Raw genomic sequence first — 20,259 nt, forward strand, 5'->3', positions numbered from 1 at the left:
CTTAGTCGCCCGCCTCGATGGCGAACAGCAGCGTGCTCAGCATGGCGGCCAGCTTGTCCGCTTCCTGGCGGCCGAGGGGCCGCAGCAGCTCCGCCATCGCCTCGAAGTGGCGGGCGATGGCCTGGTCGGCCAGCGCCTTGCCCTCGGGCGTGAGCCGCACGATCACGCCGCGGCGGTCGTTGGGATCCGGTTCGCGCATCACCAGGCCGCGCTCCTGCACGCGATCGATGCGGTTGGTGACGGCACCCGAGGTCAGCAGCGACACCTTGATCAGGTCCGAGGGCTTGAGCGCGAACTCCGGGCCGCAGCGGCGCAGGGTGACGATCAGGCTGAAGGTTTCCCAGGTCAGCCCCATGGGCGCCAGCCATTCCTCGGCGTGCCGCACCATGTGCGTGGACAGGCGCGACAGGCGGCCGATGATGCCCAGCGGCCAGGGATCGAGATCGGGGCGCTCGCGCTTCCAGTCGTCCAGCAGTTGCTGGACGGAATCGCGCCGCGGAGAAGGGGGAGACGCAGGGGGCAAGGGACTGACTCTCGACGCCGTTTCGGTTGCGTCGAACTCTATCACGAGCCGCGCAGCCGGTTCACGCCGGCGGCAGGTGGCTCAGGTCCACGTAGCGGGCCGGGTCGTCCAGCGCTTTGGGCTGGCCCGCGTGGCGGTTGCGCAGCGCCAGCACGGTGGCGATGCCGGGCATGCTGGGGCGCAGGTCGCGGATGAGGCCGGTGGCGGGGGCCAGCAGTACGTCGCGGGCGCGCTCGCTCAGTGCCGGATCGAGATCGGGCGCGTGCTCGCGCAGCAGGGCGGCGGCGCGCGGGCCGGTGTCCGGCCGGGCGAGCCAGTCCATCGCGGCCCGGTAGGCGCGTGCGAACGCCCTGAGCGTATCGCTCGATGCGGCGGCCCAGGCGCGTTGGCAGAAGGCGGCCGATCCCATGTAGTCGTCCAGCCAGTCCGCGCCCGGCAGGATGCGGCAGCCGGCCTCCCGCGCCAGCAATTCATAAGGGGTGCGCAGCAGCGTGGCCGCATGCCGGCCCGCCAGCAGGGCCGCGTAGCGCTGGCTGGTACCGCCGGCAGGCACGATCTCTACGTCATCGGCCGGGATGCCGTGGGTGGCCAGGAGCTCGCGCAGCACGAAGGCAAAGCCGGTGGACAGCGCGTCCACCGACAGGGTCCGGCCGCGCAAGTCGTCGTAGCCATGGATGCCGGGCGCCGCGACCAGGCTCAGAAAGCCCCGGTCGCCGCCCAGGAAGGCCACCAGGTCGGGACGGATGCCGGGGATGCGGGCATGGCCCTCCTGGTAGGCCACGAGATTGTCGATGCCGGCGATGGCGACCTGGACCTCGTCGCGCAGCAGGCGCTCGACCAGTTCGGCCGAGCCGCCGACGTAGCGAAGTTCGATGGAAACCCCATGGCTTGCGAAGAAGCCCTGGTCGATGCCGGCCCACAGGGGCAGGTTCCATCCGCCGTCGAACACGGCCACGCGCAGGGGAGCGATCGCCATGGCGGGCCTCAGTTGACGGCGGCGCCGGAGGCGCGGACCACCGGTCCCCAGCGGTCGATCTCGCTGCGTATCAGGCGCGCGAATGCCTCGGGCGTGCCGCCCAGGATTTCCATGCCCTGGCCTTCGAGCTTTTCGCGCACCGCGGGCTCCCGCAGGGTTTCCTGCAATACGCGGTTGAGTTTGTCGACCACGGGCTGCGGGGTGCCGGCCGGAGCCACGAGGCCGAACCAGGCCGAGACGTCGAAACCCGGCAGCCCTTGTTCGGCGATGGGGGGAACGTCCGGCAGGCTGGCCAGCCGCCGGGCCGAGGTCAGGCCCAGCGCGCGCAGCTGGCCGGCCTGGATCTGGCCGGCGGCGACGGGGACGCTGAGGAAGGTCATGGCCACGTCGCCCGCCAGCACCGCGTTCATGCTTTGCGGCGCGCTCTTGTAGGGCACGTGCATCAGCTTGATGCCGGCCTGCGACGCGAACATCTCGCCGGCCAGATGCTGCGAGGTGCCGCTGCCGCCGGACGAGTAGGCGAGATCCGGCGTCTTGCGGGCCGCGGCGACGAGATCGGGAATGGAACGGATGGGCGACTTGGCCGCCACCACCAGCACGTTGGGATTGGAGGCCACCGTGCCGATGGGCTTGAAGTCCTTGACGGGGTCGAAGGGCATGCGGGCGTACAGCCAGGGGTTGATGCCGTGCGTGCTGATCGAGGCCAGCAGCAGCGTATGGCCGTCGGCGGGCGCCTTGGCGACCAGTTCGCCGGCGATGTTGCCGCCCGCGCCCGGCCGGTTGTCGACGACGACGGTGTGCCCCAGGCGGCGGGACAGGTCCACGCCGATGATGCGGGACAGGATGTCGGCCGAGGAGCCGGGGCCGCTGGTGACGACCAGCGTGACGTTCCGGCTGGGATAGGTATCCGCGTGGGCGGCAAGGCAAAGCGAACTGGCGAACAGGGCAAGCAAGGCGCGGCCTGACATGGAAGTCTCCTGGGTGGCGCGGGGCGGGGTGGGGATCAGACCACGGCGATGGCCTGGATTTCGACCACGATGCCCGGACGGGCGAAATGCGACACCGTGATCAGGGTACTGGCGGGAAAGCCGGTGCTGCCGAGCAATTCGGCGCGGATGTCGACGAAGCGGTCGCCGTGCCGGGGATCGTCGATGAACACGGTCATCCAGACCAGGTTGCGCAGGTCCGCGTCGCAACGGGCCAGGGTCCCCTGGATCAGCGAGAAGCAGGCGCGCACCTGGGCCTCGAACTGGCCTGAGATGTCGCGGCCTTGCGCGTCCTCGGTGGTGGTCTGCCCGGCGAGCCAGATGGTGCGTCCGCCTTCCGAGACGACGGCGGGCGAAAAGGCGCGTTGCTGCTGGTAGGGGGTGCCTTCTAGGCGGGTGATCCTGGCTTGCACGATGCATGTCCTGGGGAGGGTGGAACGTGTAATTATCTTATCATTAAGAATCTTAATGTAAAGATATATAGAGTCAGGGTTTACGCAAAGCTGACGGGACGTCCAAAGTCGGTTGCCATATGGGCAACTCACGTCTACAGCCGGCGGCGCGAGTCTTAGTATCCCGTCCATCGCAACCGGATGGTCGCCGGCGTATCCAGACAGGGCTTCGGATGAACAGCACCTCGCCGGCCAGCCATCGCAAGACGATAGACAAGGCCATGCAGATCATGACGGCTTTCACGCAGGACCGCCCCGAGCTCGGGGTCACGGAGTTGGCCGAGCGCCTGGGCATGCACAAGAGCGTCGTCTCGCGCATCGCCGCGACGCTCAAGGCCTGGGGCATGATCGAAAGCAATCCGGTCACCGGCCGCCTGCGCGTGGGGTCGGCGGCCTTTCGCATCGGCTCGCTGTTCTCGCACCATCCGAACAGCCTCGCGGACGTTGCCGGCCCGTCGCTGGCCGACCTCGTCGCCCAGACGCATCACTCGGTGCACCTGAGCGTGCGCAAGGGCGAGCGGATCCTGGTGGTGGCCACCGTCGAGAGCCCCAGCGCGCTGCGGGTGATCATGCGCGTCGGCGACGAACGCGCGCTGCACGCGACCGCCGCCGGCAAGCTCTTCATGGCACTGTCCGAGCCCGGCCTGATGCGTGCCGCCTACCGGGCGAGCGGCTTCAAGGCGCTGACGCCCCAGACCATCACCACGATGGCGGAGATGGAGCGCGGCTTCGCGCGCATCCGCCGCGAACGTGCCGCGCACAACCGGGGCGAGAACACGCTTGGGGCCGGCGCGGTGGCCGCCCCCGTGATGTCGCGCGCGGGCGAGGTGATCGCCGCCGTCTCCTGCGTGTTTCCGCTCCACGTCGTCGACGCGGGGCAACGCTCTTTGATCGAGAAGAGCACCAAGGCCTGCGCCGAGAAGCTCTCGGTCAAGGTCGCGCAATTTCCGCAACGGACTTTCGCCTGATCCAACAAGGAGGATGCTTTGCCTATCAATCTGAATGCCCTGGGCGCCGAGACGCCCTGGTCCGAGGCCGTGGTGACCCAGGACAGGATCGATGCCCTGTGCAGCGTCCTGGGAGACTACAACCCGTTGTTCCTGGACGCCGACGCGGCCGGCGCCAGCGGGAACGGGGGCATCGTCGCGCCGCCCACCTTCATCAACTGCTTCCGCGATTTCAAGACGGCGCTGGTGCTGTCGGAAACCGAAGTCGACCTGCCGCTGCTGCTGCATGGCGAACAGGTGATCCGCTACTACAAGCCCGTCCGCCCCGGCGACCGCATCCTGCACAAGATCAAGGTGATCGAGGCCGGCCGCAAGCAGAGCAAGACCTACGGCGAGGTCAGCTACTTCACGGTGCTGATCAAGATGAAGAACCACGACGACGAGCGCCTCGTCGAAGCCACCCAACTCTTTTTCGTACGGGACGAGTGAACGACATGAATGCCTATTCTTCCCTGGAGGTTTCCCAACGCCTGGCCGTTCCCGTCGGCACGGAGCTGCCGGCCGCCAAGGCCGGCCCGTACTTCGAGGACGTCGACATCGGCCTGGCCCTGGAGCTCGTGAAGCCCGCCATTACCCGCCTGCAGATCGCCAAGTTCGCCGGCGCCTCGGGCGACTTCAACCCCAGTCACGTGGACGAGGACATCGCCCGCGACATCGGCGGCATGGGCGGTGTCTTCGCCCACGGCATGATAGGCATGGGCTTCCTGGGGCAGTTGCTGACCGATTTCCTGTGGGACCGCCCGCTGCGGATGTTCTCCACCCGGGCGACGATCATCGTCCGCCCCGGCGACTCCCTGACCTGCCGCGCCAAGGTCACGCGCAAGTGGGTCGACGACGAGGACAACCTGGTGGAGTTCGAGCTGGAAGCGGTGAACCAGCAAGGCGAGGTGACCCACACGGGCAAGGCGCAAGCCGTCCTGCCGCACCGGCCGCTCGCCATCAAGGCCGAGCTGAAACGGCCCTACCTGGTGCAGCATCGTGTCATCGGCTGAGCGCCGCGTGTCCGTGCCCGTTACGGTGCAGCGTGCCCTGGGCCTCGTGGCCCGGCGGCACGGCGCGCGGGTGGCGGTGCGGCACGGCGATGCCACGCTCACTTTCGCCGAGCTGGATCGCCGCGCCGCGGCCATCGCGCAGGGGCTGATGGCCGCCGGCCTGGCGCGTGGCGACCGGGTGGCCGTGATGCTTCCCAACTGCGCGGACTACATCGCGATCGCGGCCGCCTGCGCGAAAGGGGCGCTATGCATGGTGCCCGTCAACTACCGCTACACGGGCAGCGAACTGCGCCGGCAGGTCGAGGACTGCGGGGCGAAGGCGCTCGTCTGCGACACGCGGTTCGACCCGCAGGTCGCGGATGCCGCGCTGCCCGGCTCGGTGCGCACCATACGCCGCGGGCCGGAGCTCGAGGCGATGATCGCCCGGGCCTCGGACGCCTGGGTGCCGCCCGAGGCGCGGGAAGACGATCTTTTCTATCTCGGCTACACCTCGGGCACCACCGGCAGGCCCAAGGGCGCCATGGTCACCCAGCGCAATCGTGCACTCGCCTATCTCTACTGGGCGACGGAGTTCGGCATCGGCAGCGGGGACGTCGCGCTGCATTGCGGACCCTTCCACCACACCGCGCCCTTCACCTTCACGCTGGCGCAGCTTGCGGTGGGGGGCTCGGTCGTGGTCCTGGACAGCTTCGACGCGGTGTCGGCGGCATCGGTCATCGCCAGACACGGCGTGACGTGGTCCTTCATGGTGCCTTTCATGCTGGAACGCGTCCTGGAAACGACGCTCGACGGTGGGGCGGCGCCGACCTTGAGGATGCTGATCTCCGGCGCGTCGCCCCTGTCCACACGCACCAGGACGCGCGTGCAGGAACGCTTCCCCGGCGTCGCCCTGCACGATTTCTACGGAGCGACGGAGGCGGGCGTGGTCACCAACCTTCGTCCCGAGGGCCAGTCTGCCCGGCCGCGCTGCGTGGGCCTGCCCATTGCCGGGATCGAGGTCCAGATCCGCGACGAACGGCGCGGGATCGTTACCGAGCCCGGTGTGGTCGGCGACATCTGGCTGCGCGGACCGACTCTTTTCGCCGGGTACTTCATGGCGCCGGAGAAAACGGCCGAGGTCAGCGACGGGCAATGGTGCACGCTGGGCGATATCGGCTACCTGGACGAGGACGGCTATCTCTACCTGGTGGACCGGCGCAAGGACGTCATCAAGAGCGGCGGGGTGAACATCTACCCGATCGAAATCGAGGAGGTCCTTCTGCGCGAGCAGGACGTGCGCGAATGCGCGGTGGTCGGCGTGCCGGATGAGCGCTGGGGGGAGGCGGCCACGGCGTTCCTGGTGCTGAAGGACGCGGCGGATGCGGCGCAGGTGCAGCGGCGCGTGCAGGAACTCTGCAAATCCCTGCTGGCGGATTACAAGCGCCCGAAGGCCTACCGGTTTCTTGCGGCCTTGCCCCGGAACGCCAACGGAAAAGTCTTGAAGCGCGACCTGAGGGAAGCCGTCTGATTCCCATGACAACGAATGTCCCGGCTGCGGGACCCAGGAGACAAGATGATACGCAAGGTGATGTTGGCGGCATGTTGCGCGAGCGGGTTGCTTGTGATGGCGGCGCCCGCGCCGGCCGAGGAAGCGTGGCCGTCCCGGCCGATCCAGCTGGTCATTCCCTTCCCCCCGGGAGGGCCGACCGACGTGACGGGGCGGGTGCTGGCGGACAAGCTCGGCCAGGAACTGAAGGTGGCCGTGGTGGTGCAGAACAAGGGCGGCGCCAGCGGGAACATCGGCGCCCAGTTCGTGGCGCGTTCGGCGCCGGACGGCTACACGCTGCTGTTCACGACCGGCGGCACGCACGGCATCAATCCCTTTCTGTACGACAAGCCCGGATACGATCCGGTGAAGGATTTCGAGCCCATCGTGTGGGTGACGACCTCGCCCAACATCCTGGTCGTCAATCCATCCTTCCCGGCGAAGACGCTGGCCGAACTCATCGCGATGGCCAAGGCCGACCCCGGCAAGTACAGCTCGGCTGCGCCCGGCCAGGGCTCCACGCCGCACATGTTCGGGGAACTGTTCAAGCGGACGGCCGGGATCAGCATCCAGCACATTCCCTACAAGGGCAGCGGCCCGGCCCTGACCGACGTAATGGGCGGGCAGGTGCCGATCATGTTCGACGGCATTCCGTCGTCGCTGCCGCTGGTCAAGGCGGGCAAGCTGCGCGCGCTGGCCGTGACCGGCCCGCAGCGCAGCGCGGAAGCGCCGGACATCCCGACTGTGGCGGAAACTTTTCCGGGTTTTGATGCATCAGGCTGGTTTGCGCTTTATGCTCCTCATGGTACGCCGGCGCCAGTCGTCACCGACATCAACCAGGCGGTGAACCGGATATTGCAGATGCCTGAGGTCAAGCAGGCCTACGCAAAGCTGGGCGCGGACGTGGTGGGCGGAAGCCCGGAGAAACTGCGCGAGCAGGTGAGCAAGGAACTCGCCAAGTGGTCGGAGCTGATCAGGCAGACGGGCATGAAGGCGGAGTAGGGCAGCACTGCCGCGATACGCAAAGGAAGGATAGAGATGACACAGGCTACGACTTATACGGATACCCAACTCTTCATCGACGGCAAGTGGAAGGATGCCGCCGATGGCAAGACCCTTGCCGTGGTAAATCCCGCGACCGGCAAGGAAATCGGCCGCGTGGCCCACGCCGGGCGCGTCGACCTCGAGCAGGCCGTCGAGGCGGCGCAGCGGGGCTTCGCCACCTGGAACGGCATGACCGCCGCCAAGCGCAGCGAGATCATGCGCAAGGCCGCCGGACTGATGCGCGAGCGCGCCGGCGAGATCGCGCCGCTGATGACCCAGGAAAACGGCAAGCCGCTGGCCGAGTCCAAGGGCGAGACGCTGGCCGCCGCCGACATCATCGAGTGGTTCGCCGAGGAAGGTTTCCGGGTGTACGGCCGCATCGTGCCCTCGCGCGGCAGCCTGGCGCAGCGCCAGATGGTGCTCAAGGATCCGGTCGGGCCGGTGGCGGCCTTCACGCCGTGGAACTTCCCGATCAACCAGGTGGTGCGCAAGCTGGCGCCGGCACTGGCCGCCGGCTGCTCGGTGGTGGTCAAGGCGCCCGAGGAAACCCCCGCCGCGCCGGCCGCGCTGATCCGCGCGTTCCAGGATGCGGGCCTGCCGCCGGGCGTCCTGGGGCTGGTGTATGGCGATCCCGCCGAGATCTCGGGTTTCCTGATCCCGCATCCGGCCATCCGCAAGATCACGTTCACGGGCTCGACCGCGATCGGCAAGCAGCTTGCCGGGCTGGCGGGCCAGCACATGAAGCGCGTGACCATGGAGCTGGGCGGCCACGCGCCGGTCATCGTCTGCGAGGATGCGGACGTTGCCCTGGCGGTCAAGTCCGCCGGCGGCGCCAAGTTCCGCAATGCCGGCCAGGTCTGCATCTCGCCGACGCGTTTCCTGGTGCATGAAAGCGTGCGCGCCGAATTCGCCGCCGAGCTGGCGAAGTGGGCGAAGGGCCTGCGCGTTGCCGATGGCCTGGCCGAGGGCACGCAGATGGGACCGTTGGCCAATCCCCGCCGCCTGACGGCCATGTCCAGCTTCCTGGATGATGCGGTCCAGAAGGGCGCGCAGGTGCTGGCCGGCGGCAAGCGCATCGGCGAGGTCGGCAATTTCTGGGAGCCGACCGTGCTGTCCGACGTGTCGCTCGATGCCCGCATCTTCAACGACGAACCCTTCGGGCCGGTTGCCGCCATTCGCGCCTTCAACACGCTGGACGAGGCGATTGCCGAGGCGAACCGGTTGTCGTATGGCCTGGCCGGCTACGCCTTCACCAGTTCGCTGAAGAATGCCGACCTGATTTCCCGCAAGGTCGAGGTCGGCATGCTGTTCGTCAATATGCCGGCCATCCCGACGGCCGAGATGCCGTTCGGCGGGATCAAGGATTCGGGCTTCGGTTCGGAAGGGGGCCCGGAAGCGGTGGAAGCCTACCTGAACACGCGCGCCGTCAGCGTGATGAACGTCTAGGCTTCGCGGGTCGAGGCGTCCGCGCGGACGCCTCAGGCCTGGATGGCGTCGAGTTCTTCCTGCACGCCCAGCCAGGCCTCCTCGATCTCGCCCAGCCGCTTCTGCAGGTCGCCATGCTCGGCCAGCACGCTGCGGCATTCGTCACGGCGGGCATCGTCGTACAGGCCGGGATCGGCGATGAGCTGATCCAGGTCGCGCTTGCGCGCCTCCAGCTTCTGCATGTCTTCTTCCAGCTTCCTGAGCCGGGTCTCCAGCGGCTTGCGCAGGGTCGACAGGCGCTGGCGGCTTTCGGCCTCGAGCCGCCGCTGCGTCTTGCGATCGACGCCGCCCTCGGCGGACGTGGCGGCGGCCGACGACACTGCCGCGTTGCCGCCCTGGCGGCTGGCCAGCCAGTCGCGGTAGTCCTCCAGGTCGCCGTCGAATTCGTGTACGCCGCCATCGGCGACGATCCAGAAACTGTCCACGGTGGTCCGCAGCAGATGGCGGTCGTGCGAGACCAGCAGCATGGTGCCCTCGAACTCGGCCAGCGCCTCGGTCAGCGCCTCGCGGGTGTCGACGTCCAGGTGGTTGCTGGGTTCGTCCAGCAGCAACAGGTTGGGTTTCTTCCAGACCACCAGCGCCAGCGCCAGGCGGGCTTTCTCGCCGCCCGACATGGGGCCGACCTTGGCCAGCGCGAAGTCGCCCGAGAAGCCGAAGCCGCCCAGGTAGTTGCGCAGGTCCTGTTCGCGCGCCTCGGGGGCCAGGCGGGCCAGGTGCAGCAGGGGCGTCGCCTCGGCATCCAGCATGTCGAGCTGGTGCTGGGCGAAGTAGCCGACGGCCAGGCCGCGGGCTTCCTTGCGCTCGCCGTCCAGCGGGGCGATTTCGCCGGCCAGGGTCTTGACCAGCGTACTCTTGCCCGCGCCGTTGGCGCCCAGGATGCCCACCCGCGCGCCGGCCCGCACCGACAGCTTGACGCCGTCCAGGATGGGAGCGGCGGGATAGCCCGCGCGCACGCCGTCCAGCGACAGCAGCGGATCGGGCATGTGGTCGGGCGAGGGGATGCTGATGTCGATGCCCGCCGCGGCGCGCATGGGCGCCAGCACCTGCATCCGCGCCAGCGCCTTGACCCGGCTCTGGGCCTGCTTGGCCTTGCTGGCCTTGGCCTTGAAGCGGTCGATGAAGCTTTGCAGGTGGGCGGCCTCGCGCTGCTGCTTGTCGTAGGCGATCTGGTTCTGCCGCAGGCGCTCGGCGCGCTGGGTCAGAAAGTCCTCGTAGCCGCCCTTATAGCGAACCAGCTTGCCCTGGTCGAAATGCAGGATGGTCCGGGCCACCGCGTCCAGGAATTCGGTGTCGTGCGAGATCACCAGCACGGTGCCGGGGTAGGCCGCCAGCCAGCGTTCCAGCCACAGCATGGCGTCCAGGTCCAGGTGGTTGGTGGGCTCGTCCAGCAGCAGGAGGTCGGACGGCGCCATGAGCGCGCGCGCCAGATTCAGGCGCATGCGCCAGCCGCCCGAGAAGCTCGCCACCGGCTGGCGGAATTCCTCTTGCGAGAAACCCAGGCCGACCAGCAACTGCTCGGCGCGCGATTGCGCCGAGAATGCGCCCGCGTCGGCCAGTTCGGCCTCCAGCTCGGCCAGGCGCAGGCCCTCGCGGTCGACGTCGACCGCGGCCCGCTCGGCCTGCAGGCGGCGCAGGCGCGTGTCGCCGTCGATGACGAATTCCAGCGCCTCGCGGTCGGTCTCGTGGATTTCCTGCGCGATCGACGCGATGCGCCAGCTGGCCGGGATGTCCAGGTTGCCCGCGTCCGGCTCCAGATGGCTGTTCAACAGCGCGAACAGCGTGGACTTGCCCGCGCCGTTGGGGCCCACGATGCCGACGCGTTCGCCGGGATGGACCACGAAGTCGGCGCCGTCCAGCAGCACCTTGGTGCCGCGCCGAAGCGTAATGCCTGATGCTCGTATCACTGCGGGGACCGCCTTGTCTCGACGCTCGCCCGCGCCGCTCGACAAAATTGCCGTTCTCCATCAGTCTGGCAGTACCCCAGGAAACCGCGGATCTGGCTCCGCCAGTCCGCCAGTTTCGCCCCGGGGACCCGGTGCCGGGCCGCCCCAAGGCGGGGCCCAGCCCCCATGGGGGGCTGCCGCGTAGCGGCTGGGGGTCTACCATCGGGGGCGCGCGTCAGCGCGTAGGGGGGGGCTTTCATACCAATTGGTCCTGCCTGAGCAGCAACACCTTGTCGTCGCCGCCGGAGGTGCTCAGCCAGACCGGATCGAGATGGGGAAAGGCCTGTTCGAAATAACCCTTCTCGTAGCCCAGCTCCAGCACCAGGATGCCGTCGGGCTGCAGGAACTCGGCGGCCCGGGCCAGCAGCGGCCGGATCAGGTCCATGCCGTCCGCGCCCCCGGCCAGCGCCAGGCTGGGCTCGTGGCGGTACTCCGCCGGCAGCGCGTTCATGGAATCGGTGTTGACGTAGGGCGGATTGCACAGGATCAGGTCGTACTGCGCGGGAGGCAGCGCCTCGAACAGGTTCGACTGGTGCAGCGCCACGCGGTCCTGCAGGCCGTAGTCGTCCACGTTGATGCGGGCCACGTCCAGCGCGTCCTTCGAGATGTCCACCGCATCGACCTGCGCGTGCGGGAAGGTCTCCGCCGCCGCGATGGCCAGGCAGCCGGAACCGGTGCACATGTCCAGCGCCCACTCCACCGCGTAGGGGTCGTCGATCCACGGCGCCAGGCCGTCGTCCAGCAGCTCGGCGATGTACGAGCGCGGCACGATGACCCGCTCGTCCACGTAGAAGCGGCGGCCGCGCAGCCAGGCTTCGTTGGTCAGGTAGGGGGCGGGCAGGCGCTCGTCGATGCGGCGATCGATGATGGCCAGCACGGCCTCGCGCTCGCCGTCGAGCACGGCGGCATCGACGAAGGGCTCGAGCCGGTCGATGGGCAGGTGCAGCGTGTGCAGGACTAGGTAGACGGCTTCGTCGTAGACGTCTAGCGTGCCGTGGCCCAGCGCGATGCCGGCGGCGTTGAAGCGGCTCACGGCATAGCGGATCAGGTCGCGCACGGTGCGCAGGGGATGGGATGTCATCTGAGCAAGGCTTCCAGCGTGCGCCGGTAGATGTTTTTCAAGGGCTCCAGGCTGTCCACGGCGATGCACTCGTTGATCTTGTGGATGGTGGCGTTGACCGGGCCGAACTCGACCACCTGGGGACAGATCCGCGCGATGAAGCGGCCGTCCGAAGTGCCGCCGGTGGTCGAGAGTTCGGCCTCGATCCCCAGCTCCGCCGCGATGGCCTCGGACAGCGCGGTGCACAGCGTGCCGCGCGGGGTCAGGAAGGGCAGGCCGGAGACCGACCATTCGATGCCGTATTCGAGTCCGTGGCGATCGAGAATGTCGTGGACGCGGGTCTTCAGCGTCTCGACCGTGCTGGCGGTGGAGAAGCGGAAGTTGAAGTCGATCACCGCTTCCCCAGGCACGACGTTGGTGGCGCCGGTGCCGCTGTGGAAATTGGAGATCTGGAACGTGGTCGGAGGGAAGTACTCGTTGCCGCGATCCCATTCGGTGGAGGCCAGTTCAGCCAGCGCGGGCGCGGCCTGATGGATGGGGTTGCGGGCTTTTTCGGGATAGGCCACGTGGCCTTGTATGCCCTTGACCGTCAGGCGGCCCGAGACCGAGCCGCGGCGGCCGTTCTTGATGGTGTCGCCCAGCTGGGCGGACGAGGTGGGCTCGCCCACGATGCAGTAGTCGGGCGTTTCGCCGCGCGCGGCCAGCATGTCGCAGACCTTCACCGTTCCATGGACGGCCGGGCCTTCCTCGTCGGAGGTGATCAGCAGGCCGATCGAGCCGGGGTGGTCGGGATGGTGCGCGACGAATTCCTCGGCCGCCACCAGGAAGGCGGCGATCGAGCTTTTCATGTCGGCCGCGCCGCGGCCGTACAGCATGCCCTCGATCACGGTCGGCACGAAGGGGTCGGTGTTCCAGTGTTCACGCGGACCGGGGGGCACGACGTCGGTGTGGCCGGCGAACACCACCAGCGGGCCCGCGTTGCCGCGCCGTGCCCAGAAATTGACCACGCCGCCGCCCTCGACGGTTTCGCAGGCGAAGCCCAGGGCCGTCAGACGGTCGATCAGCAGGGCCTGGCAGCCCTCGTCGACGGGGGTGACCGAAGGCCGGCGGATAAGGTCTTCGACCAGGGAGAGAACGGAGGTGGTCATGTTGGACGCGGCGGGGGAAGTCGTGGAATCAGGCGCGCAGCAGATCGTTGATGCTGGTCTTGGCGCGGGTCTGCGCATCGACGCGCTTGACGATCACGGCGCAGTTCAGGCTGTACTTGCCGTCGGCCGAGGGCAGGCTGCCGGGTACGACCACCGAGCCCGAGGGCACGCGGCCGTAGGTGATCTCGCCGGTTTCGCGGTTGTAGATCTTGGTGCTCTGGCCGATGAACACGCCCATGGACAGGACCGAGTTTTCTTCGATGATCACGCCTTCGACGACCTCCGAACGGGCGCCGATGAAGCAGTTGTCTTCGATGATGGTGGGGTTGGCCTGCAGCGGCTCGAGCACGCCGCCGATGCCCACGCCGCCCGACAGGTGGACGTTCTTGCCGATCTGCGCGCACGAACCCACCGTGGCCCAGGTGTCGACCATGGTGCCTTCGTCGACGTAGGCGCCGATGTTCACGTAAGAAGGCATCAGCACGGCGTTGCGGGCAATGAACGAGCCGCGGCGGGCCGCGGCCGGCGGCACGACGCGAAAGCCGCCCTGCTTGAAGTCTTCGGCGCTGTAGCCGGCGAACTTGCTGGGCACCTTGTCGTAGAACTGCAGGGCGCTGCCCGGGCCGGTGCCCATCACGACGTTGTCTTCCAGGCGGAAGGACAGCAGCACGGCCTTCTTGATCCACTGGTGGACGGTCCAGTCGCCGTTCTGCTTCTCGGCCACGCGCAGTTCGCCCTTGTCCAGCCCGGCAAGGACGTGTTCTACGGCTTCGCGGACGGCCGCGGGGGCGGCGGAGGGCGACAGCGAGGCGCGGTCTTCCCAGGCTTGTTCGATGACGGTCTTGAGGTCTTGGCTCATGGTCGGATATCCAATAAGAGGACCCCCCCTACGCGCTTGCGCGCGCCCCCCGAGGGGGCGGCACTGGCGGACCGGCGGAGCCGGATCCGCTGTGCCCTGGGTAGCGGGGTGTGTTTACATGCGGTATGGGTGTTCGTTCATGCGATGCGGGTCGGGGGCAGCGAGCGGGCGTAGCGCGCCAGGCGGTGGGCCGCTTCGACGCATTCGTCCAGCGGCGCCACCAGTGCCAGGCGCAGGCGGTTCGCGCCCGGGTTGCCGGCGGGGGTCTCGCGCGCGAGGTAGCTGCCCGGCAGGGCCGTGACGTTTTCTTGCGCCAGCAGGCCGCGGGTGAACTCGGCGTCGTCGATGGGCGTGCGCGGCCAGAGGTAGAACGAGGCCTGGGGGCGCTGGATGTCCATCGCGTCCTGCAGGATGGGCAGGACCGCGTCGAACTTCTCGCGGTACATGCGCCGGTTCTCGCGCACGTGTTCCTCGTCGTTCCAGGCCGCGACGCTGGCCGCCGACACCACGTCGCTCATGGCGCTGCCGTGATAGGTGCGGTACAGCAGGAACTGCGCCAGCAGCTTGGCGTCGCCCGCCACGAAGCCGGAGCGCATGCCCGGCACGTTCGAGCGCTTGGACAGGCTGGAGAACACCACGATGTTGTGGAAGTCGCTGCGCCCCAGGCGGTGGGCGGCTTCGAGCGCGCCCAGCGGAGGCTCGGCCTCGTCCAGGTAGATTTCGGAATAGCACTCGTCCGAGGCGATGATGAAGCCGTACTTGTCGGCCTGCTCGAACAGGTACTTCCATTCGTCCAGGTCCATGACGTTGCCGGCCGGGTTGCCGGGCGAGCAGACGTAGACCAGCCGGGTCTCGCGCCATTCCGCGGGCGAGACCGATGCCCAGTCGCAGCCGAAGTTGCGCGCCGGGTCGGCGTTGACGAAGGTGGGGCGGGCGCCGGCCAGCAGCGCGGCGCCCTCGTAGATCTGGTAGAACGGGTTGGGGCACAGCACCCGGGGCCGCTGCGCGCCGTCGATCACCACCTGCGCGAAGGCGAACAGGGCCTCGCGCGAACCCAGCACGGGCAGCACCTGCTTGTCCGGATCGATGGCCGGCAGCCCGTAGCGCCGCTCCAGCCAGCCGGCGATGGCGGCGCGCAGCGCGGGCGAACCCTTGGTCGGGGGATAGCCGGACAGCCCGGACAGGTTCTGCCGGATGGCGTCCTCGATGAAAGCCGGCGTGGCGTGCTTGGGCTCGCCGATGGACAGGCTGACGGGACGCAGGCTGGCGGGCGGCACGATATCGGCGTACAGCGCGCGCAGTTTTTCGAAGGGATAGGGCTGGAGCAGCCCGAGGCGAGGATTCATGGCCGCGATTGTAACCTCGCGGCCGGCCATTTTGCCGCCGGGCCGCCCCAAGGCAAAAAGCGCCCCCTTGGGGGGCAGCGCCGACGCGTAGCGGCAAGCGTGGGGTCCTTCCTGCCGCCGGGCCGCCCCAAGGCGAAAAGCGCCCCCTGGGGGGCTGTCGGCACGCCTTAGCGGGCGTGTTTGGGGCCGGGCGCCAGATCCCCGCAGGGCTGCGTGAAGGAATAGCCCACGCCCCGGACCGCCTCCAGGGGCAGGGTGACGCCGTGCCGCTGCGCCTTGCGGCGCAACCGGCTCACCAGGACCGCGACGTTGTGCAACTGGCGCTCGCCGTCCTTGGCCGAGACGGCCTGCCACTGGGCAAAGGTCAGGGTGCGGTTGCGCTCGCTGAAAAGGTGACTGACGAACTGCCACTCGGTCAGCGTCAGCGGCAGGCTGCGGCCCTCCGGACTCGTCAGGCGGCGCGGCGGCGTGGACAGGATCCATAGCGCCGGCGTGGGCGTTTCGGGCGGCGGCTCGGCCAGGCGCGGCCTGGCCAGGGCGAGGTGGCGCCGCATGGCGCGCAGGATGGGCAGCAGTTGCGCGTTCGGATCGGCGCCCAGCACCCGGACTTCCACGTGGGGCATGTCGGCGGCCTGGCCGGGATCGGGCGGAATGTAGACGAGCCGGGTCAGCGGGACGCTGTCGAACGCGGTCGCCCGCGCCGCGTCGGCCAGCACCACGGGGTTCTTGCCCGCGCGCAGCAGCGCATGCACTTCCTGCGAACTGGTGCAGACGTAGACGCTGAAGCCGGCGCGCATCAACTCGTCCGCGATTTCGTAATCGCGGCCGGTCTCCCCGAGCAGGACGGCGACTTCTGGCGTGTGGGTTTCGATCATTGCGGGCAAGAAAAGCGTTGCGGGATTGCAATCGCAATCTATCCCAACGTTTTGGTGAGGATGATCAATAACGGTAAACATGCGGCGGGAAGGCCCGAAAGTCCGTGCGGCAAGAGAAAACAATGATTGACGGAGCGGCCGGACGGGCGCGCGGGGACGGGTGAGGGGGGCCTCCGGGCCTTTTCGGAGACTCGGGTTACAATCCGGTTTCTGATGTGCGACCGTGGCGAAATTGGTAGACGCAACAGGTTTAGGTCCTGTCGGGAGAAATCCTGTGGAGGTTCGATTCCTCTCGGTCGCACCATAAGTTTGAACAACCCTGGTGGTGTCCGGCCGCAGCCGGCAAGGCGGCTTCCGGAGCCTTGGTGCGTCGCTGCGGCGCCGCATGGGGGCTGTGGCACAATTCGCGAATGCCCGGATCGATCTCTGGTTGCGGTGCCTCTCGCGGCGCGGGTGTCCGGTTCTGTCGATTACACATACTCAATATAGGTTTTTGCATGCAGCCTGTGGTTGAAACCCTGTCGGGGCTTGAGCGCCGCGTTGATCTTTCCGTGCCGGTGGCCGACATCGAAAAAGAAGTCGAGTCGCGCCTCAAGCGCCTGGCCCGCACCGCCAAGATGCCGGGGTTCCGTCCCGGCAAGGTCCCGCTGCCCATGCTGGCCCGTACCTACGGTCCCGAAGTGCGCATGGAAGTGCTGAACGCCAAGATCGGCGACGCCCTGGAAAAGGTCGTGGCCGAGGCCAAGCTGCGCCTGGCGGGTTCGCCCTCGGTCGAGCCCAAGACCGAAGGCGTGGCCGACGACGTGGTCGCCTTCAGCGCCACGTTCGAGGTCTACCCGGAAGTCGCCATTCCCGACCTGTCGGCCCTGGAAATCACCAGCGCCAAGAGCGAGGTGGGTGACGCCGAGGTGGACCGCACCGTCGACATCCTGCGCAAGCAGCGCGTGACCTTCGAAGAGCGCGAAGGCCGCGCCGCCGGCGACGACGACCGCGTGACGCTGGACTTCGCCGGCACCATCGACGGCGTCGCGTTCCAGGGCGGCACGGCCGAGGACTTCCCGTTCGTGCTCGGCCAGGGCCGCATGCTGCCCGAGTTCGAGGCTGCCGCGCGCGGCATGAAGGCCGGCGAGACCAAGGTGTTCCCGCTGGCGTTCCCGGCCGACTACGGCTCGGCCGAAGTGGCCGGCAAGACCGCCGAGTTCACCATCACGATCAAGAAGGTGGAAGAGGGCGTACTGCCCCAGGTCGACGCCGAGTTCGCCAAGCAACTGGGCCAGGCCGAAGGCGACGTCGAGAAGCTGCGCGCCGACATCCGCGCCAACCTCGAGCGCGAAGTCCGCAGCCGCACCCAGGCCCGCACCAAGTCGAGCGTGATGGACGCGCTGGCCAAGGCGGCGACCTTCGACATTCCCAAGGCCCTGGTCAACGACGACACCGAGCGCCGCATCGAGGCCGCCCGCGAGGACCTGCGCCAGCGCGGCGTGCCCAACGCCGACAAGCTGCCGATCCCGGCCGAAGCCTTCGCCTCGGAGTCCGAGCGCCGCGTGCGCCTGGGCCTGCTGGTGTCGGAACTGGTCAAGGTCGAGAACCTCAAGGCCAAGCCGGACCAGATCCGTGCCCGCATCGAGGACTTCGCCCAGAGCTACGAGAAGCCCGAGGAAGTCGTGCGCTACTATCTGACGGACAAGTCGCGCCTGGCCGAAATCGAAGCCATCGTGCTCGAGGACAACGTCGTCCAGCACGTGCTGTCCAAGGCCCAGGTCAAGGACGAGCAAGTCGCCTTCGATGAATTGATGGGAACTGCCTGATGCAACGCTTCGTAGATTTCTACGCATCCATGTACGGGGCCGAGTCGCTCGGCCCCAAGGCCCTCGGCTACGTGCCGATGGTGATCGAACAGTCCGGCCGGGGCGAGCGTGCGTACGACATCTACTCGCGTCTGCTGAAAGAGCGGATCATCTTCCTGGTTGGGCCGGTGGCCGATGCCACCGCCAACCTGATCGTGGCCCAGCTCCTGTTCCTGGAGTCGGAAAACCCCGAGAAGGACATCTCGCTGTACATCAACTCGCCCGGCGGGTCGGTGTACGCGGGCATGGCCATCTATGACACGATGCAGTTCGTCAAGCCCGACGTGGCCACGCTCTGCACCGGCCTGGCCGCCAGCATGGGCGCGTTCCTGCTGGCCGCCGGGGCCAAGGGCAAGCGGATCTCGCTGCCCAACTCCCGCATCATGATCCACCAGCCCTCGGGCGGCGCCCAGGGCCAGGCGACCGACATCGAGATCCACGCGCGCGAGATCCTGTACCTGCGCGAGCGCCTGAACCGGATCCTGGCCGAAAACACCGGCCAGCCGATCGAACGCATCGCGGTGGACACCGAGCGCGACAATTTCATGTCGGCAGCCGATGCGCTATCGTATGGCTTGATCGACAAAGTCTTCAGCAGTCGTACCGAACAGGGTTGAGCATGTCGGAAAAGAAAGGGTCGAACGAAAAGCTGCTCTATTGCTCGTTTTGCGGCAAGAGCCAGCATGAGGTTCGCAAGCTGATCGCCGGACCGTCGGTGTTCATTTGCGATGAATGCATCGACCTGTGCAACGACATCATCCGTGACGAAGTGGCCGCCGACGTCAAGACCGGCGCCAAGTCCGAACTGCCCACGCCGGCCGAGATCAAGGAGATCCTCGACCAGTACGTGATCGGCCAGACGCGGGCCAAGCGGATCCTGTCGGTGGCGGTGTACAACCACTACAAGCGCATCCGTCATGCCGGCGGCAAGACGGACGACGTCGAGCTGTCCAAGAGCAACATCCTGCTGATCGGACCCACGGGTTCGGGCAAGACGCTGCTGGCCCAGACGCTGGCCCGCCTGCTGAACGTGCCGTTCGTGATCGCCGACGCCACCACGCTGACCGAAGCCGGCTACGTGGGCGAGGACGTCGAGAACATCATCCAGAAGCTGCTGCAGAACTGCAACTACGATGTGGAAAAGGCCCAGCGCGGCATCGTCTACATCGACGAGATCGACAAGATCTCGCGCAAGGCCGACAACCCGTCCATCACCCGCGACGTGTCGGGCGAAGGCGTGCAGCAGGCGCTGCTCAAGCTGATCGAAGGCACCGTCGCCTCGGTTCCGCCGCAGGGCGGCCGCAAGCATCCGAACCAGGATTTCGTGCAGATCGACACGACCAACATCCTGTTCATCTGCGGCGGTGCGTTCGACGGACTGGAAAAGGTCATCCGCGGCCGCACCGAGAAGTCCGGCATCGGCTTCGGCGCCTCGGTCAAGGCGGAATCGGAACGCTCGGTCAGCGCGCTGTTCGGCGAAGTCGAGCCCGAGGACCTGATCAAGTTCGGCCTCATCCCCGAACTGGTCGGTCGCCTGCCGGTCGTGGCGACGCTGGACGAGCTGAACGAGGAAGCCCTGATCCAGATCCTGGTCGAGCCCAAGAACGCCCTGGTCAAGCAGTTCCAGAAACTGCTGGCCATGGAAGGCGCCGAACTGGACGTCCGGCCCCAGGCCCTTCTGGCCATCGCCGAGAAAGCGCTCAAGCGCAAGACCGGCGCCCGCGGCCTGCGCTCCATCATCGAAGCCGCGCTGCTGGACACCATGTACGAACTGCCCACCCAGGGCAACGTCGTCAAGGTCGTCCTGGACGAAAACGCCATTACCGGCGAAGGCATCCCCCTCCTGATCTACGGCGACAAGCCCAAGGTCGCCAATAAGTAGAGGATCCCCCCTACGCCCTTCGGGCGCCCCCCAGGGGGCGGCACTGGCGGACCGGCAAAGCCGGATCCGCGGTGCCCTGGGTCTGGGGGCACCTGGAAAAGAAAACGGCCTTGCTTGCGAGCAAGGCCGTTTTCTTTTCCAACTCAGACAGGCGCTTGGCAGTATCGCCAGTCTCCGCCAGCCCGTTGTTACCCCAGGATGCGGTGGATCCGGCTCCGCCGGTCCACCCGCATCGCCCCCTGGGGGGCGCCCGAAGGGCGTAGGGGGGGGCCACCTATGCTACATTGGGCCATGGCGTGTAAATCAATG

At 67.8% G+C, this 20,259-nt stretch carries 19 protein-coding genes and 1 tRNA gene; 10 read left to right on the top strand and 10 right to left on the bottom strand.

Translation table 11 applies throughout. The features are described 5' to 3' along the window. Position 1 precedes the first annotated feature (1 nt). From WKR98_RS14730 to WKR98_RS14745, 4 genes are all read right to left on the bottom strand, one after another. A complete protein-coding gene (locus WKR98_RS14730) occupies positions 2-523 on the bottom strand; it encodes a MarR family winged helix-turn-helix transcriptional regulator (RefSeq protein WP_124689847.1) in 522 nt (173 codons plus the stop codon). Between the two features lie 61 nt (positions 524-584). Then, complete coding sequence (locus tag WKR98_RS14735) at positions 585-1,499, bottom strand: ABC transporter substrate-binding protein (protein ID WP_341433954.1); 915 nt, start codon at positions 1,497-1,499, stop codon at positions 585-587. 8 nt (positions 1,500-1,507) lie between these two features. Further along, a complete protein-coding gene (locus WKR98_RS14740; protein WP_124689845.1) occupies positions 1,508-2,467 on the bottom strand; it encodes a Bug family tripartite tricarboxylate transporter substrate binding protein in 960 nt (319 codons plus the stop codon). Positions 2,468-2,502: 35 nt separating this feature from the next. Next, positions 2,503-2,898: a RidA family protein gene (locus WKR98_RS14745; RefSeq protein ID WP_238160008.1), complete on the bottom strand. Its 396-nt coding sequence runs from the start codon at positions 2,896-2,898 to the stop codon at positions 2,503-2,505. A gap of 212 nt (positions 2,899-3,110) precedes the next feature. On the opposite strand from WKR98_RS14745, the gene WKR98_RS14750 reads away from it, so the two are divergent. The 6 genes from WKR98_RS14750 to WKR98_RS14775 are packed head-to-tail and all read left to right on the top strand — an operon-like array spanning position 3,111 to position 8,951. Then, positions 3,111-3,905 (top strand): IclR family transcriptional regulator, encoded by a 795-nt coding sequence (locus tag WKR98_RS14750; RefSeq protein WP_161567829.1) that lies wholly within the window; start codon positions 3,111-3,113, stop codon positions 3,903-3,905. Positions 3,906-3,923: 18 nt separating this feature from the next. Then, entirely contained in the window at positions 3,924-4,373 is a 450-nt protein-coding gene (locus tag WKR98_RS14755) for a MaoC family dehydratase (protein WP_341433955.1), read from the top strand. A gap of 5 nt (positions 4,374-4,378) precedes the next feature. Next, positions 4,379-4,936: a MaoC/PaaZ C-terminal domain-containing protein gene (locus tag WKR98_RS14760; RefSeq protein WP_341433956.1), complete on the top strand. Its 558-nt coding sequence runs from the start codon at positions 4,379-4,381 to the stop codon at positions 4,934-4,936. Between the two features lie 7 nt (positions 4,937-4,943). Beyond that, positions 4,944-6,443, top strand: coding sequence for a class I adenylate-forming enzyme family protein (locus WKR98_RS14765; protein ID WP_341433957.1), 1,500 nt, complete (start codon positions 4,944-4,946; stop codon positions 6,441-6,443). A 45-nt stretch (positions 6,444-6,488) separates the two neighbouring features. Then, entirely contained in the window at positions 6,489-7,463 is a 975-nt protein-coding gene (locus WKR98_RS14770) for a Bug family tripartite tricarboxylate transporter substrate binding protein (protein ID WP_341433958.1), read from the top strand. A gap of 36 nt (positions 7,464-7,499) precedes the next feature. Then, positions 7,500-8,951: an NAD-dependent succinate-semialdehyde dehydrogenase gene (locus WKR98_RS14775; protein ID WP_341433959.1), complete on the top strand. Its 1,452-nt coding sequence runs from the start codon at positions 7,500-7,502 to the stop codon at positions 8,949-8,951. Positions 8,952-8,983: 32 nt separating this feature from the next. Here WKR98_RS14775 and WKR98_RS14780 read toward each other — a convergent pair whose 3' ends face one another. From WKR98_RS14780 to WKR98_RS14805, 6 genes are all read right to left on the bottom strand, one after another. After that, positions 8,984-10,894 (bottom strand): ABC-F family ATP-binding cassette domain-containing protein, encoded by a 1,911-nt coding sequence (locus tag WKR98_RS14780; protein WP_341433960.1) that lies wholly within the window; start codon positions 10,892-10,894, stop codon positions 8,984-8,986. A gap of 235 nt (positions 10,895-11,129) precedes the next feature. Further along, entirely contained in the window at positions 11,130-12,014 is an 885-nt protein-coding gene (prmB, locus tag WKR98_RS14785) for a 50S ribosomal protein L3 N(5)-glutamine methyltransferase (RefSeq protein WP_341433961.1), read from the bottom strand. Continuing rightward, the gene (gene dapE / locus WKR98_RS14790; protein ID WP_341433962.1) at positions 12,011-13,141 is read right to left on the bottom strand and encodes a succinyl-diaminopimelate desuccinylase; all 1,131 of its coding nucleotides are present in this window, start codon (positions 13,139-13,141) and stop codon (positions 12,011-12,013) included. The genes prmB and dapE overlap by 4 nt, the downstream gene beginning before the upstream one ends. A 28-nt stretch (positions 13,142-13,169) precedes the next feature. After that, positions 13,170-14,000 (bottom strand): 2,3,4,5-tetrahydropyridine-2,6-dicarboxylate N-succinyltransferase, encoded by an 831-nt coding sequence (dapD, locus tag WKR98_RS14795; RefSeq protein ID WP_124689834.1) that lies wholly within the window; start codon positions 13,998-14,000, stop codon positions 13,170-13,172. 137 nt (positions 14,001-14,137) lie between these two features. Next, on the bottom strand, positions 14,138-15,346 hold the full coding sequence (dapC, locus tag WKR98_RS14800) for a succinyldiaminopimelate transaminase (protein WP_341433963.1): 1,209 nt from the start codon (positions 15,344-15,346) through the stop codon (positions 14,138-14,140). 167 nt (positions 15,347-15,513) lie between these two features. Then, complete coding sequence (locus WKR98_RS14805) at positions 15,514-16,221, bottom strand: winged helix-turn-helix domain-containing protein (RefSeq protein ID WP_341434473.1); 708 nt, start codon at positions 16,219-16,221, stop codon at positions 15,514-15,516. A gap of 217 nt (positions 16,222-16,438) precedes the next feature. Here WKR98_RS14805 and WKR98_RS14810 point away from each other — a divergent pair. The 4 genes from WKR98_RS14810 to clpX all read left to right on the top strand — a co-directional run bounded on the left by WKR98_RS14810 (position 16,439) and on the right by clpX (position 19,950). Continuing rightward, positions 16,439-16,525 (top strand) — tRNA-Leu (locus tag WKR98_RS14810). A 193-nt stretch (positions 16,526-16,718) separates the two neighbouring features. Then, a complete protein-coding gene (gene tig / locus WKR98_RS14815; RefSeq protein WP_124689831.1) occupies positions 16,719-18,029 on the top strand; it encodes a trigger factor in 1,311 nt (436 codons plus the stop codon). Beyond that, complete coding sequence (clpP, locus tag WKR98_RS14820) at positions 18,029-18,685, top strand: ATP-dependent Clp endopeptidase proteolytic subunit ClpP (protein WP_087840613.1); 657 nt, start codon at positions 18,029-18,031, stop codon at positions 18,683-18,685. Before tig ends, clpP begins: the two co-directional genes overlap by 1 nt. A 2-nt stretch (positions 18,686-18,687) precedes the next feature. Continuing rightward, positions 18,688-19,950, top strand: a complete 1,263-nt coding sequence (gene clpX, locus WKR98_RS14825) for an ATP-dependent Clp protease ATP-binding subunit ClpX (RefSeq protein ID WP_124689830.1) — start codon at positions 18,688-18,690, stop codon at positions 19,948-19,950. The last annotated feature ends 309 nt before the right edge of the window (positions 19,951-20,259 follow it).

This window comes from Pigmentiphaga sp. YJ18, assembly GCF_038066655.1.
GTDB lineage: Bacteria > Pseudomonadota > Gammaproteobacteria > Burkholderiales > Burkholderiaceae_B > Pigmentiphaga.